This window comes from Mycolicibacter icosiumassiliensis (assembly GCF_900078685.2).
Taxonomy (GTDB): Bacteria; Actinomycetota; Actinomycetes; order Mycobacteriales; family Mycobacteriaceae; genus Mycobacterium; species Mycobacterium icosiumassiliensis.
In genome coordinates, this window is record NZ_LT546166.1 from 810,861 (window position 1) to 825,157 (window position 14,297).

The 14,297-nt window shown below is 65.7% G+C and carries 12 protein-coding genes; 7 read left to right on the forward strand and 5 right to left on the reverse strand.

Going from position 1 to position 14,297, the window contains the following annotated elements; all coding sequences use genetic code 11:
• Positions 1–23: 23 nt before the first annotated feature.
• Both BN4346_RS27555 and BN4346_RS27560 read left to right on the forward strand, forming a co-directional pair.
• On the forward strand, positions 24–1,943 hold the full coding sequence (locus tag BN4346_RS27555; RefSeq protein ID WP_067968668.1) for a fumarate reductase/succinate dehydrogenase flavoprotein subunit: 1,920 nt from the start codon (positions 24–26) through the stop codon (positions 1,941–1,943).
• Positions 1,943–2,698 carry a succinate dehydrogenase/fumarate reductase iron-sulfur subunit gene (locus tag BN4346_RS27560; RefSeq protein WP_067968671.1) on the forward strand — a complete coding sequence of 252 codons (756 nt, stop codon included), beginning with the start codon at positions 1,943–1,945 and terminating at the stop codon, positions 2,696–2,698. Before BN4346_RS27555 ends, BN4346_RS27560 begins: the two co-directional genes overlap by 1 nt.
• Before the next feature lie 2 nt (positions 2,699–2,700).
• Here the strand turns inward: BN4346_RS27560 and BN4346_RS27565 are convergent, their stop codons facing one another.
• The 3 genes from BN4346_RS27565 to BN4346_RS27575 form a co-directional block, all read right to left on the reverse strand.
• The gene (locus BN4346_RS27565) at positions 2,701–3,570 is read right to left on the reverse strand and encodes an aldo/keto reductase (RefSeq protein ID WP_067968674.1); all 870 of its coding nucleotides are present in this window, start codon (positions 3,568–3,570) and stop codon (positions 2,701–2,703) included.
• Positions 3,571–3,809: 239 nt separating this feature from the next.
• On the reverse strand, positions 3,810–4,679 hold the full coding sequence (locus BN4346_RS27570) for an inositol monophosphatase family protein (RefSeq protein ID WP_067968677.1): 870 nt from the start codon (positions 4,677–4,679) through the stop codon (positions 3,810–3,812).
• Between the two features lie 64 nt (positions 4,680–4,743).
• Positions 4,744–5,220, reverse strand: a complete 477-nt coding sequence (locus tag BN4346_RS27575; protein WP_407695123.1) for a flavin reductase family protein — start codon at positions 5,218–5,220, stop codon at positions 4,744–4,746.
• Positions 5,221–5,497: 277 nt separating this feature from the next.
• Between BN4346_RS27575 and BN4346_RS27580 the strand changes: the two genes are divergently transcribed.
• The gene (locus BN4346_RS27580) at positions 5,498–7,342 is read left to right on the forward strand and encodes an acyl-CoA dehydrogenase (RefSeq protein WP_067968867.1); all 1,845 of its coding nucleotides are present in this window, start codon (positions 5,498–5,500) and stop codon (positions 7,340–7,342) included.
• Between the two features lie 107 nt (positions 7,343–7,449).
• Here BN4346_RS27580 and BN4346_RS27585 read toward each other — a convergent pair whose 3' ends face one another.
• Positions 7,450–8,916 (reverse strand): PPE family protein, encoded by a 1,467-nt coding sequence (locus BN4346_RS27585; protein ID WP_067968680.1) that lies wholly within the window; start codon positions 8,914–8,916, stop codon positions 7,450–7,452.
• Between the two features lie 253 nt (positions 8,917–9,169).
• Between BN4346_RS27585 and BN4346_RS27590 the strand changes: the two genes are divergently transcribed.
• From BN4346_RS27590 to BN4346_RS27605, 4 genes are all read left to right on the forward strand, one after another.
• On the forward strand, positions 9,170–9,775 hold the full coding sequence (locus tag BN4346_RS27590) for a TetR/AcrR family transcriptional regulator (RefSeq protein ID WP_067968683.1): 606 nt from the start codon (positions 9,170–9,172) through the stop codon (positions 9,773–9,775).
• A gap of 110 nt (positions 9,776–9,885) precedes the next feature.
• Complete coding sequence (locus BN4346_RS27595; RefSeq protein WP_067968685.1) at positions 9,886–10,914, forward strand: methyltransferase; 1,029 nt, start codon at positions 9,886–9,888, stop codon at positions 10,912–10,914.
• 86 nt (positions 10,915–11,000) lie between these two features.
• Complete coding sequence (locus BN4346_RS27600; protein ID WP_067968692.1) at positions 11,001–11,969, forward strand: GlxA family transcriptional regulator; 969 nt, start codon at positions 11,001–11,003, stop codon at positions 11,967–11,969.
• Between the two features lie 11 nt (positions 11,970–11,980).
• Complete coding sequence (locus BN4346_RS27605) at positions 11,981–12,709, forward strand: DJ-1/PfpI family protein (protein WP_067968694.1); 729 nt, start codon at positions 11,981–11,983, stop codon at positions 12,707–12,709.
• A 130-nt stretch (positions 12,710–12,839) separates the two neighbouring features.
• On the opposite strand, the gene BN4346_RS27610 is transcribed toward BN4346_RS27605, so the two are convergent.
• Positions 12,840–14,195, reverse strand: coding sequence for an acetyl-CoA C-acetyltransferase (locus tag BN4346_RS27610; RefSeq protein ID WP_067968696.1), 1,356 nt, complete (start codon positions 14,193–14,195; stop codon positions 12,840–12,842).
• Positions 14,196–14,297: the final 102 nt, after the last annotated feature.

Sequence of the window (14,297 nt, forward strand, 5' to 3'; positions counted from 1 at the left end):
ACACGAAGGGTTAACGAGAATTCATGGTTGAAGTGCAGCGGCACTCCTACGACGTGGTCGTGATCGGTGCCGGCGGCGCTGGCCTGCGCGCGGTGATCGAAGCCCGCGAACAGGGCCTCAGCGTTGCGGTGGTGTGCAAGTCACTGTTCGGTAAGGCGCACACCGTGATGGCCGAGGGCGGTTGCGCGGCGTCAATGGGCAACGTCAACTCCAAGGACAACTGGCAGGTGCACTTCCGCGACACCATGCGCGGCGGGAAGTTCCTCAACAACTGGCGGATGGCCGAACTGCACGCCAGGGAAGCACCCGAACGGGTCTGGGAACTGGAGACCTACGGTGCGCTGTTCGACCGCACCCCCGACGGAAAAATCAACCAGCGCAACTTCGGTGGCCACACCTATCCGCGGTTGGCCCACGTCGGAGACCGCACCGGCCTGGAATTGATCCGCACCATGCAGCAGAAAGTGGTTTCGCTGCAGCAGGACGACTATGCCCAGTTCGGTGACTACGAGGCCCGGATCAAGATCTTTCATGAGTGCACCATCACCGAACTGCTCAAAGACGAAGCCACTGGCGCCATTTCGGGTGCATTCGGCTACTGGCGCGAAAGCGGTAACTTCGTATTGTTCGAAGCGCCGGCAGTGGTGCTGGCCACCGGTGGCATCGGCAAGTCGTTCAAGGTGACGTCGAACTCCTGGGAGTACACCGGCGACGGGCATGCGCTGGCGCTGCGGGCCGGCGCGACGCTGATCAACATGGAGTTCGTCCAGTTCCACCCGACCGGGATGGTGTGGCCCCCCAGCGTCAAGGGGATCCTGGTCACCGAGGGCGTGCGCGGCGACGGCGGGGTGCTCAAGAACTCCGACGGAACCCGGTTCATGTTCGACTACATCCCGCCGGTGTTCAAGGGTCAGTACGCCGAGACCGAGCAAGAGGCCGATCAGTGGCTCAAGGACAACGACTCGGCCCGCCGCACCCCGGACCTACTGCCCCGTGACGAGGTGGCCCGCGCCATCAACTCCGAAGTCAAGGCCGGACGCGGTTCGCCGCACGGCGGAGTGTTCCTCGACATCGCCTCTCGGCTCACGCCGGAGGAGATCAAGCGCCGGCTGCCCTCGATGTACCACCAGTTCATGCAGCTCGCTGAGGTCGACATCACCAAGGACGCAATGGAAGTCGGCCCCACCTGCCACTACGTGATGGGTGGCATCGAAGTCGAACCGGACACCGGCGCAGCGGCGGTGCCCGGACTGTTCGCCGCCGGCGAATGCTCCGGCGGGATGCACGGTTCCAACCGGCTCGGTGGCAACTCCCTGTCGGACCTGTTGGTGTTCGGCCGCCGCGCCGGTTTGGGCGCGGCGCAATACGTGCAGGGCCTGCACACCCGGCCGGCGGTGGCACCGGCGGCGCTGGCGGCCGCCGCCGAGCTGGCACTGGCGCCGTTCAACGGCCCAGCCGGTGGCGGCGTACCGGAGAACCCGTACACCCTGCACGCCGAGCTGCAACAGTCGATGAACGACCTGGTGGGCATCATCCGCAACGCCGGCGAGCTGGAGCAGGCCCTGGTTCGCCTGGAGGAATTCAAGGCCCGGTTCGCGGCCGTCACCGTGGACGGCGGACGGCACTACAACCCGGGCTGGCATCTGGCCGTCGACCTGCGCAACATGCTGCTGGTCAGCGAATGCGTCGCCAAAGCCGCGCTGCAACGCACCGAGAGCCGCGGCGGGCACACCCGCGACGACCACCCGGGGATGGACTCGAACTGGCGCAAGACTCTACTGGTCTGCCGGGTCGCGGACCATAGCGCGGTTCCCGACATCACGGTCACCCCAGAGCCACAGGTCGGGATGCGCGAGGACTTGCTGGAGCTGTTCGAGATCTCCGAACTGGAGAAGTACTACACCGACCAAGAGCTGGCGCAACATCCGGGACGGAGAGCGTAATGACACACAACGCCCACCTGCGAGTCTGGCGCGGTGACGTTGGCGGCGGTGGACTTCAGGATTTCGAGGTCGAGGTCAACGAGGGCGAGGTGGTGCTCGACGTGATCCACCGCCTGCAGGCCACCCAGACCCCGGACCTGGCCGTGCGCTGGAACTGCAAGGCCGGCAAATGCGGATCCTGTTCGGCGGAGATCAACGGACTTCCGCGACTGATGTGCATGACGCGAATGTCGACGTTCGATCCAGCTGAAACGATCACGGTGACCCCGGTGCGGACCTTCCCCGTGGTTCGCGACCTGGTCACCGATGTCTCGTTCAACTACGAGAAGGCCCGCGAGATGCCGGCTTTCAAGCCCCCGGCGGATCTCAAGCCCGGCGAGTATCGGATGCAGCAGGTGGATGTGGAGCGCTCCCAGGAGTTCCGCAAATGCATCGAGTGCTTCCTGTGCCAGAACGTCTGCCACGTCATCCGAGACCACGAGGAGAACAAGCCACGGTTCTCCGGGCCGCGGATGTTCATTCGGCTCGCCGAGTTGGACATGCACCCGCTGGACGCCGCCGACCGGCGTGACTTCGCTCAGGACGACGCCGGCCTCGGACTGTGCAACATCACCAAGTGCTGCACCGAGGTCTGCCCGGAACACATCACGATCACCGACAACGCCATCATCCCGATGAAGGAACGGGTGGCCGGGAACCGCTATGACCCGGTGGTCTGGCTCGGCCGAAAGATCTTCCGCCGCAAGGCCGACTGACGCTAGGTACCCAAGAACGTCATCGGGTCGTGTAACACCCGGGTGCCGTCATGCAAGCCGTCCAGGGTGGCCATGTCGGCCTCGGACAGCTCGAACTCGAACACGTCCAGGTTCGCGGCAACCCGCTCCGGATTCCCCGACCGCGAGATCACCGCGTTGCCGCACTGCAGATTCCAGCGGATCAACACCTGCGCCGGCGTTCGCCCATGGGCCTTCGCCAGTGCAGTCACCGCGGGGTCATCAAGCAGCCGTCCCACGCCCAGCGGGCTGTAGGACTGGGTGACGATATCGCGGTTGGCGTTGACGTCACGAAGTTCGGCCTGGTTGAGCCGCGGATGCAGTTCAATCTGGTTGATCGCCGGAGTCACGCCGGTCTCGTCGATCACCTCGGTGAGGTGCTCCTCGGTGAAGTTGCACACCCCGACCGACTGCACCAGGCCGGCGTCACGGGCCTCGATCATCGCCTCGAAGCTCTCCACGTACTTGCCCAATTGCGGCGCCGGCCAATGGATGAGGTACATATCGATGTAGTCCAGACCGAGCTGCTCCAGGCTGCGTTCGCAGGCCTGCTTGGCAGCCGAGTAGCCCTGACTGGACGTGCCCAACTTGGTGCTGACGAACAACTCCGAACGCGGAACACCGGACGCTTCGATCGCCCGCCCCACGACGGCTTCGTTGCCGTAGGACGCGGCGGTGTCGATGAGCCGGCAGCCGCTTTCCAAGGCCGCCAGCACCGATGCCTCGGTCTGCTCGTCGGATAATTTGGCGACCCCGAGGCCCAGCACCGGCATGGCGACCTCGTCATTGAGCGCCACCTGGGGAATCGGCAATGAAGTATCTTCGGCGGATTCCAACTCGAATGAAATCGTCATCTCTTCGACCTACACATTCCGTTACGTTGCCATCACTAGTTACGTGTCGATGAGCTGGAAAACCAGCTGCTACTAGCCAGTTTTCACTATCTGGCGATTGCCGCGTCCATGCGGCCGCGGAAGCGACAGCGCTTCTGCATGTCCCGTTCTACCGACGCGATCGAACGGTGGTCAACAAGTGATAGGCAATAAAACCGCCGCGAAGTGAACCCGCTCACAACGCTCCTCGCGCAATCCGGCTATTGCGGGATGGCGGCCCAGCCACCCTCACGCTGCAGAATTGCGATCAAGGCGTCGGCGACCCCCGGCGCCGCGGCGACGCACACGTCGCCGCTGTCGATCTCCGGGCCAGGCAACACCACCCGCGCACCTGCCTCGGCCGCGATCAGCGCTCCGGCAGCGTAGTCCCACGGTTTAGTTCCGTGCTCGTAGTAGGCGTCGAGCCGCCCGGCGGCGACCATGCACAGGTCCAGCGCGGCCGATCCGATCCGGCGTACGTCACGTACTGCTGGCAGCAGCCGGGCAAGCAACGCCGCCTGGACTGCCCGGCGCCGAGGCGAATAGCCGAACCCGGTCCCCAACAGCGCCAGCGACAGCTCACTGACCTCGGTGCAGCGCAGTCCGACAGTTCCCCGACTGTCGGTCACGCGGGCGCCCAATCCGGCAGCGGCAGAGTAGATCCGGCCACCAACCACGTCCGCAACTGCGCCGGCCACCGACACCCCGCCAACCTGCGCGGCCACCGAGACCGCGTAAGCCGGGAGGTCGTACATAAAATTAACGGTTCCGTCAATTGGGTCGACCACCCAAGTCACGAGATCGGGCTCGCTGCCACCGACGTCGCCGCAGCCGCCGCCTTCCTCGCCCAGCACCGCATCACCAGGCCGCAGCCGTGTCAGCCGATCCCGAATGAAGCTCTCGGTCTCGGTGTCGACCACGGTCACCGGATCGGTCGGGCTGCTTTTCGTCTGGACCACGCCGGAGGACGACTCGACCCCTTCCGCGCCGAACACCTCGGCGCGTCGACGCCGGACGAAGGCGGCGGCTTCGGCCACCAGCATCTCGGCGGTGGTCCTCAACTGCACGGGGTCGCTACGCGGGGAGGCCATCTGCCCATAGCAACACATACGCGGTGGTCATCGCACCCCCGGCACGCCCGCAGCGACTCGCGCCTCAGCCTCCGAGACGGCGAAACCCGCTGCGGTGGAACACGATTGGCGCGATATCCGGATCGACGGTCAATTCGCAGACCCGCAGCACCACGATGGTGTGGTCGCCGGCCGGCACCAGCTGTTCGATAGCGCTGCCCAGCCACACGCCGGTGCCCTTGATGAAGACTGCTCCGTCGTTGGTGACCGTCTCCAACCCGGCGAACCGATCACCGGTCTTGGCCGCCAGGGTGCGCGCCGCGACGTCGTGCGCCTCGCCGAGCACACTGATGCCCAACCGCGGCGAATCCTTCAGTTTTGGCCACGTCGTCGAGGTGTTCTGCACGCAGAAGGACACCAGCGGCGGCTCCAACGAGACCGGGACGAAGGTGCTGGCCGCCAGGCCGACCCGAACGCCGTCGACCTCGGCCGCCACCGCTACCACTCCGGACGGGAAATGCCCGAAGGCTTCCCGTAGCGACGACGGGGTCAGCGGGGTCAGGTTGCTTGCGGAACTCACGTGGGGATTCACCGGGGGCCATTCGCCTCGTCTGGTCTGGTCGCCCAGAACCCTACTCGCCAGCCCCTGGCCTCGGCGGATCGGCCGCCGACGACCGCTTTCCCGGACCGAGGACCAACCGGTTGGTTACCCGTATGAAGGACGTAGCTCACATCAGCTTGCACTATGGCTACTGGCGAGTATATTTCAGGTTACGTTACTGGTGGGTAACTTAAGCCTGAGTACCCAACCACAGGTGGCATTCCATGAGGAGGAAGTAGTGAGCCACTACAAGAGCAATGTCCGTGACCAGGTATTCAACCTGTTCGAGGTGCTGGGCCTGGACCAGGTCTTCGGCGCGGGCGATTACGCCGACCTGGACATCGAGACCGCTCAAGAAATGCTCGGCGAGATGGTCCGCCTGGCCGAGGGCCCGATTGCCGAGTCCTTCGTCGACGGCGACCGCAACCCGCCGGTGTTCGACCCAGCCACGCACTCGGTGACGCTGCCCGAATCGTTCAAGAAGTCGGTGCGCGCCCACCTGGAAGGCGGCTGGGACCGGGTCGGGGTCATTGAGGAGCTCGGCGGTATTCCGATGCCCAAGGTCCTGATGTGGGCGTTGCAGGAACACATCCTGGGCGCCAACCCGGCGGTGTGGATGTACGGCGGCGGTGCCGGCTTCGCCAACATCTTCTACAACATCGCCACCGAAGAGCAGAAGAAGTGGGCCGTCCTCGCCGCCGAGCGCGGCTGGGGTTCGACCATGGTGCTGACCGAGCCGGACGCCGGCTCGGACGTGGGCGCCGGCCGCACCAAGGCCGTCCAGCAAGAAGATGGCTCGTGGCACATCGACGGGGTGAAGCGGTTCATCACCTCGGCTGACTCCGACGACCTGTTCGAGAACATCTTCCACCTGGTGCTGGCTCGCCCGGAGGGCGCAAAGCCCGGCACCAAGGGCCTGTCGCTGTTCTTCGTGCCGAAGTTCCTGTTCGACTTCGAAACCGGTGAGCTCGGCGAGCGCAACGGTGCGTTCGTCACCAACGTCGAGCACAAGATGGGCCTGAAGGTGTCGGCCACCTGTGAGCTGACCTTCGGCCAGCACGGTGTACCGGCCAAGGGCTGGCTCGTCGGCGAGGTGCACAACGGCATCGCGCAGATGTTCGACGTGATCGAGCAGGCCCGGATGATGGTCGGTACCAAGGCCATCGCGACGCTGTCCACCGGCTACCTCAACGCGCTCGAGTACGCCAAGGAGCGGGTGCAGGGCGCCGACCTGACCCAGATGACCGACAAGGCCGCGCCGCGGGTGACCATCACCCACCACCCGGACGTCCGCCGGTCGCTGATGACCCAGAAGGCCTACGCCGAGGGTCTGCGCGCGCTGTACATGTACACCGCCACCTTCCAGGACGATGCAGTCGCCAAGGCGCTGCACGGCGTGGACGCCGACCTGGCAGTCAAGATCAACGACCTGATGCTGCCGATCGTCAAGGGTGTCGGCTCCGAGCAGGCCTATGCCAAGCTCACCGAGAGTCTGCAGACCCTGGGTGGCTCGGGCTTCCTGCAGGACTACCCGATCGAGCAGTACATCCGTGACGCAAAGATTGACTCGCTCTACGAGGGCACCACGGCAATTCAGGCGCAGGACTTCTTCTTCCGCAAGATCATCCGTGACAAGGGCGCTGCACTGGGCCACGTCGCGGGCGAGATCGAGACGTTCATCAAGAACGAGACCGGCAACGGGCGGCTGAAGGCCGAGCGGGAACTGCTGGCCACCGCGCTGGCGGACGTGCAGGGCATGGCGGCGACGCTGACCGGCTACCTGATGGCCGCGCAGGAGGAGATCTCCAGCATCTACAAGGTCGGCCTGGGTTCGGTGCGCTTCCTGATGAGCGTCGGTGACCTGATGATCGGCTGGCTGCTGGCCCGCCAGGCCGCGGTGGCGGTGGCGGCCCTGGACGCTGCCGCCGGCGACCTCTCAGCTGCTGACCGGTCCTTCTACGAGGGCAAGATCGCGGTGGCGTCGTTCTTCACCAAGAACTTCCTGCCGTTGCTGACCAGCACTCGCTCGGTGATCGAGAACATCGACAACGACATCATGGAGCTCGACGAAGCAGCGTTCTAAACGCTGAGTACAGACCGCGCAGGCCCCCGGGGAGACCCCCTTGGGGGCCTGCTGCATGAGAGCGGACGCTTTGGCCGCGGGGTGCCAGACGCGGACAAGGCCGGCCTTCAGAGCCGTTCCGGCGGGTCTTGCTGCCAGTTGCTTGGCAGCAAGGGCTCAGTCGGGCTGTCACCGAAGTTACTGCGGTCAAGGATGTTTAGGCCGCTCGCCCTGACCTGACCGGTTCGCTCGGTCTCGGCATCTGCGAAACCTCCGGCGGCACCGACCCGCCCCGCGCCCTGAATTGATGCCGTGATCGGTGCCTCGCACACCGGCTCGCGGGTGCCCACCGGCTCGTCGTCACTTTCCATCGTCATGAATGCGTTCGCGTGATGATTCAGTTCGCCACCTCGCCGCCGCCGCGATTTGCGCCGTCGACCTGCCGAAGCCGCTGCGGCCGTACACGCATCAACACCCGATGGCGGTGCCTTGGTCACGGTCCGGTCGGTCAGGGTGGGACCGAAGCCCTCGTCCGGCGGGTGGAATCCAATCACCGCGTAGGGCACCGAAATGGGCGCAGCCGGCGCGCCCGGAGCGCCAGTCGTGGCTCCCGATGGCGCCGCCGACCCCGCGGTTCCGCCTCCAGTACCGGCACCCGAGATTGTCGCCGAACCGGCGGCAAGCTGCGGCGCACCACCCGGGCTGTTGCCGGCAACCGCGGCACCTCCGGGGTCCTCAGCAGCGGCGGGAGTCGTCTGTAGCGCGGCCAGCCCCGCCAGGCCAGCCAGACCCAGGGTCGCGTTGAACAGCAGTGGCGAGGCCAGGATCATGCCGTAGATCGTGAACCAGAACGGATAGCCCCAGATGTTATAGCTGATGTAGAAGAGCAGCGGTCCCCAAGTGCTCAAGGCCACCACCGGATTGGCGACAAAATCGGTGAAGAACGGTTGCAGGAAGCCAATCGGATCCTTGATCAGATCGATGGTCTCCTGGCCGTTTTCGGCCCACCCGAAGATGAACTGCAGGAGCTGGTCGAAGAGGGATGCGGACTCAGCCGACGCAGTCAGCATGGGGGGAGCAACTGCACTTTGGGGAACCGAGGCCAGCGCGACCTCCGCCACCGCTTGGTAGCCGGCCATCGCGGTGGCCGCCTGTGCCCACATCCGAACGTAGTCAGCTTCGTTTGATGCTATCGGAATAGTGTTGATCCCAAGAAAGTTCGTGCTGACTAGGACGCCGTGAGCAACGCGGTTGGAAGCCAGCTCGGCCAACGTCGGCATGGTGGCCAAGGCCGTGGAGTATGCCGCAGCTGCCGTCTGGTGTTGCACCGCGACGACCGCGCTGCGGTCGCTCTGCTGGTCAAGCCAGGCCAGATATCCGACATGAGCCGCGGCATACCGGTCGGCACCGGCACCCTCCCACTGGGACCTGACTTGGCCCAGCAGCGCGGCGAGCTCAGTGGCGGCAGTGCCGTAGTGGACAGATAAATCGCTCCAACTGGCCGCCGCGGCCAAAAGGCCCCCCGGCCCCGGCCCGGTGGACAGCAACGTCGAATGCACCTCCGGTGGCACAGCCATCCACATCGGTTCCGTCATGCCCGCGTCCCGACAACCCAGTCGACCACCACTCGGACAGCGCCGGCCAGTGCCAGCCTTGGGGCATCAGCTTGTGGTGGTATTGGTGACGACGCTGTCATTGTCATTCGCGAGCCCTTCTGGTTCCTGATGGTGACGCGACGCCGAAACCGCACGTCGACCTATTAGTTATGCGCGTAACAAATATAAATGGTGGAGCGAGAAAATGGTGATGTCCCCTCGACGACCGGTTGGTCGTCCCCCCCGGATTACGGTGGACGACATTGAACGGGTCGGCGTACGAATAGGCCTACGCGACCTCACCGTGCAGGCGGTCGCCCTCGAACTCGGAGTCAGCTCGACGGCGCTCTATCGCCATGTCGACGGAAAATTCGGGTTGGAAACCGTTGTCGGCGAGCGGATCCTGTCCGATCTGCAGATCGCCGACAACCCAGACCACGACGCCGCCGAACACCTGCTGTCGTCAGCTCAACAGCTGCGGGCGTTCTTGCTCGCACATCCTGGGCTACCCGCGTACGTACAGCTGCTGTTTCCCCGCGGCCCTGCGGGCGAGGCGTTGTTGGCCGGCGAGGTTGCTGCCCTCATCCGGCGCGGTTGCAGTCCCGAAGCCGCCATGATGGCGACCACTACCGTCGCGCTGATCGTGATCAGCGTGGCCGCTGCCGAGGAAAACCGCCGTGAACACGCCGCACGGATCCCCGGGATGGCCGAGCGGCGCCAAGAGGCCCTGGAGTCTTACGTCGATCACGGCCTCCCCGACACGGCGATGGATGCCGACGCCTACTTCAGCTACGTGGTCTGGTCATGCTTGAACGGCATCCTGCTCTCCAGCGGTATCACGTATCACGAACAGCGCTAGCTTTTTTACCCGAATATCTAACTGCCTCAAAGCAATTAGCTGAAAAACTAGCCCGGATACCGAAAAGTTACTCCCCCACGACTGATCTCGTTGACGTAACGTGGCCGGCCATGACCACGTTGGAAAGCCGCGGCCGACTCAATTGGATGATCTTCGGCGCCATGGCGGCCGAGGTGCTCTACACCGGCGCCAAGATGGGAATCGCCGACCACCTCGGCGAGGATGCCCGCGATCACCGCGAGATCGCCCGGGCTGTCGAAGCCGCTCCGGAGGCATTGACTCGGCTGCTTCGTGCCATGACTGCACTCGGGTTGCTAGCCGAGCCCGAACCCGGGCTCTTCGCCTTAACCGAAGACGGCGCTTTGCTGCGTTCCGATCGTCCGGATTCGATGCGCACCTTCGTCACGCTGTTCGGCGACCCGGCCATGCTCGCCGGTTGGCGCGAACTCGAACACGCCGTGCGCACCGGTGACACCACATTCAACCAGGTGTTCGGAACCGACTTCTTCGACTACCTGAGCGCCCGGCCAGCTCTATCCGCAGCGTTCAACGCCGCGATGCAAGCCGGGACCATGTTGACCGCCCATCAACTGCCGAGCGCCTACGATTTCACCCGCTTCCACACGGTCGCCGACATCGGCGGTGGCGACGGCACTTTGCTGGCGGGCATCTTGAACGCCCACAAACACTTGTCGGGAATCCTGTTCGACACCGAGGCAGGTCTGGCACAAGCCGAGACCACGCTGACCGCCGCGGGCCTTGAGCAGCGATGCGCATTGCACCCAGGCGACTTCTTCGCAGTGGCGCCCACGGGGGCCGATCTGTACCTGCTCAAAAGCGTCATTCACGACTGGGACGACGCCCGCTGTTCGACGATCTTGAGCCAGATCCGGCAGGTGATCCCGGACCACGGGAGGTTGTTGGTCATCGAACCGGTGCTGCCTCCGGCGGTAGACGGATCGCTGCCGCCGCAGGTCTACCTCAGTGACCTCAACATGTTGGTGAATGTCGGCGGACGGGAACGCACTCGTAGTGAATTCGTCGACCTGTTCGCCAGCGCCGGGTTCGAACTGTTGGACGCCACACCCCTGCCACAGCCCTCCGGCTATACGCTCATCGAAGGTGCCCCGCACCAGTGAGAATCACCTCTGCCCGCGTTCATCTGTCCTGATTTGTGGGATGTGTGTCGTAGACGCCACCGGTCCGGTCGGCCGACACTGATGACATGATCCGCAACGTCGTTATCCTCGGCTATCCGGGCATCCAGGCGCTGGATGTTTTCGGGCCCGCGGAGGTCTTCGCCACCGCGACGCTCGTCCTGCTCGGTTTGGGCCGCGGCAAGGACGGCTACGAGGTCACGGTGGCGAGCGTTGACGGCGCGCCGATAGCCACCAGCGGCGGGGTGTCTCTTGCCCCAGTGCCCCTGCCGGATCCCGACGAGCCCATCGACACGCTGGTCTTGCCCGGCGGAATCGGTGTCCCGGCAGCGCAGGCCGCCCCGCAGACCGTGGCATGGGTCCGCCGTGCTTCCACCCATACCCGACGGGTTGCCAGCGTGTGTACCGGCGCGTTCCTGGCCGCGCAGGCAGGACTGCTCGACGGGTGCCGGGTCACCACCCACTGGGCGTTCGCCGACGCGCTGGCCCGCGAGTTCCCCGCGGTCACCGTCGATCCCGAACCGATCTTCATACGCACCTCGGAGTCGGTGTGGACCGCAGCCGGTGTCACCGCCGGTATCGATCTGGCCCTGGCGCTGGTCGAACAGGATCACGGAACCGAGGTGGCGCAGACCGCGGCCCGATGGCTGGTGCTGTACCTGCGGCGGCCGGGTGGTCAATCTCAGTTCGCGGCTCCGGTCTGGCTGCCCCGGGCACGCCGTGCGCCGATCCGCGGAGTGCAGGAGCTGATCGAAGCCGAACCCGGCGGCCCGCACCGGATCACCGAACTGGCGGCCCGGGCGGCGATGAGCCCCCGGCATTTCACCCGGGTCTTCACCGAGGAGGTGGGCATGCCACCCGGTGAGTACGTGGAGCGGGTGCGCACCGAGGCCGCGCGCCGGCAACTCGAGGAGACCGACGACACCGTGGTCGCGATCGCCGGCCGCTGCGGCTTCGGAACGGCAGAGACCCTGCGCCGCACCTTCATCCGCCGACTCGGTGTGCCGCCCGACCACTACCGCAAGACGTTCGCCTGAGAGGAACACCCATGCAGATCGCTATCGTGCTGTATCCCGGCTTCACCGCGCTGGATTTCATCGGCCCCTACGAGGTGTTACGCAAGCTGCCACACGCGCGGGTGCGCTTCGTGTGGCATGAGCCGGGACCGGTCACGGCCGACTCTGGGGTACTCGTGGTGGGGGCGACTCACTCCCTGGACGAAACACCCTCCCCCGACGTCATTGTGGTGCCGGGCGGCCCCGGGTGCATGGCGGCCGCCCGGGACACGGTCTTATTGGATTGGCTACGACGGGCCCAGCGGATCGCCACCTGGACCGCCTCGGTGTGCACCGGATCGGTGGTGCTGGCCGCCGCCGGCCTGCTGGAGGGCAAGCGAGCAACATCGCATTGGTCGGCGCTGAGCGCACTCAAGGCGTTCGGCGCGACCCCGGTCGGTGACGAACGCATCGTCCACCAAGGCGATATCGTCACCGGCGCGGGCGTGTCGGCCGGGATCGACCTGGCACTGTGGCTGGCCGCGCAGATCGCCGGCGAGGACCACGCCAAAGCCATTCAGCTCGTGATCGAATACGACCCCCAGCCGCCATTCGACTCCGGCCACACCTCGAAGGCATCGGTGCAGACCAAGGCGGCAGCCACTGCGCTGATGGCCCGGGAACTGGCGAAGCCAACCCAGCTGAAGGCCAGCGCGCTGCTGTTGTGGGATCAGGCGATCGGTGCCGTTCGCAACCGGCGCGCCGAAACGGTCCGCCGCTGAATCCCCTCAGTTCAGCGGCGGACCGGGCAGGTTGCCTCGCGGTACCCACCGGGGGCGAGCGGCCACGCGCAGCGAACCGTTGTCTCGATTACCCGGCGGCGGCGCGTATCAAACGTCGACTCTGAGCCTGTTATCCCTCCAGGATGGCGGCCACGCCCTGACCTCCGGCGGCGCAGATCGAGATCAGCGCACGCACCGGCTTGTTCTTCGCCGTGCCTTTTTGACCCTTGCGGCTCTCTTTGGCCTCGGCGATCTGCTTGGCGGCCTGCGCCACGATGCGACCACCGGTGGCCGCGAACGGGTGCCCGGCGGCCAGCGACGAGCCGTTGACATTGAGTTTGGACCGGTCGATGGCGCCCAGCGCCGAATCCAGTCCCAGCCGCTCCTTGCAGTACTCCTCGGACTCCCACGCCGCCAGGTGGCACAAGACCGTCGCGGCGAACGCCTCGTGGATCTCGTAGAAGTCGAAGTCCTGCAGGGTCAGCCCATTGCGCGCCAACAGCCGCGGCACCGCATAGGTCGGGGCCATCAGCAGGCCATCGGCGCCGTTGACGTAGTCCACCGCGGAAGTCTCCGCGTCGACGAAGTAGGCCAGCGGAGTCAGCTTGCGCGCGGCCGCCCACTCCTCGCTGGCCAGCAGCGCCACCGACGCGCCGTCGGTCAGCGGGGTGGAGTTGCCCGCGGTCATGGTGGCGTCACCAGCCTTCGCACCGAACACCGGCTTGAGCGTGGCCAGCTTCTCCGGGCTGGACTGAGGCCGCAGGTTGTCGTCGCGGTAGAGCCCTTGGAACGGCGTAACGAGGTCGTCGAAGAAGCCCCGGTCGTAGGCCGCGGCCATGTTGCGGTGGCTGGCCGCGGCCAGCTCGTCCTGGTCGACCCGCTTGATGCCCATCTGTTTGGTGGTGATGGCCTGGTGGTCGCCCATCGACAGGCCGGTGCGAGCCTCCTTGTTGGCCGGGATTTCCACGCCCAGCGCGGCCGGCAGTTTGCCGACCAGCTTGAGCCGCTGCAGGTTCGTCTTGGACCGGCGCAGCGCGAGCAGCGTGCGACGCAGTTCGTTGCCGATTGCCAGGGGTGCATCGGAGGTGGTGTCCACCCCGCCGGCGGCGGCGACTTCGTAGCGGCCCGCGGCAATCCCGTCGGCGGCGCAGATCGCCGCCTGCAGTCCGGTGCCGCAGGCCTGCTGCAGGTCGAACGCCTGCGTGTAGGGCGACAGCGCAGAGCCGAGCACCGATTCGCGGATCAGGTTGAAGTCGCGGCTGTGCTTGAGCACGGCCCCGCCGATCACCGCGTCCAGCTTCTCCCCGGCCAGGCCGAACCGATCGATGAGACCGCCCAGCGCTGCGGTGAACATGTCCTGGTTGGACGCGTTCGCGTAGGCGCCGTCGGAGCGCGCGAACGGAATGCGATTGCCCCCGAGAACGGCGACACGGCGTCGCGTGCCGGCGGTTGCCTCGGCAGGTTTAGCAGCAGATGCAGGTGCCACGATCTCTCGTCTCTGGTGGTGGGTCCCCGAGTCGCCGGGGACAGTCGGGGTGATACTACCCAGTATTCTTACTCTGGAGTAAGTTCGTTGTCGACACCGTGG

Coding starts and splice junctions, on each gene's coding strand:
- BN4346_RS27600 (WP_067968692.1), top strand. CDS start 11,001: ATGATCCGCAACGTCGTTATCCTCGGCTATCCGGGCATCCAGGCGCTG.
- BN4346_RS27565 (WP_067968674.1), bottom strand. CDS start 3,570: ATGACGATTTCATTCGAGTTGGAATCCGCCGAAGATACTTCATTGCCG.
- BN4346_RS27585 (WP_067968680.1), bottom strand. CDS start 8,916: ATGACGGAACCGATGTGGATGGCTGTGCCACCGGAGGTGCATTCGACG.
- BN4346_RS27560 (WP_067968671.1), top strand. CDS start 1,943: ATGACACACAACGCCCACCTGCGAGTCTGGCGCGGTGACGTTGGCGGC.
- BN4346_RS27570 (WP_067968677.1), bottom strand. CDS start 4,679: ATGGCCTCCCCGCGTAGCGACCCCGTGCAGTTGAGGACCACCGCCGAG.
- BN4346_RS27595 (WP_067968685.1), top strand. CDS start 9,886: ATGACCACGTTGGAAAGCCGCGGCCGACTCAATTGGATGATCTTCGGC.
- BN4346_RS27605 (WP_067968694.1), top strand. CDS start 11,981: ATGCAGATCGCTATCGTGCTGTATCCCGGCTTCACCGCGCTGGATTTC.
- BN4346_RS27555 (WP_067968668.1), top strand. CDS start 24: ATGGTTGAAGTGCAGCGGCACTCCTACGACGTGGTCGTGATCGGTGCC.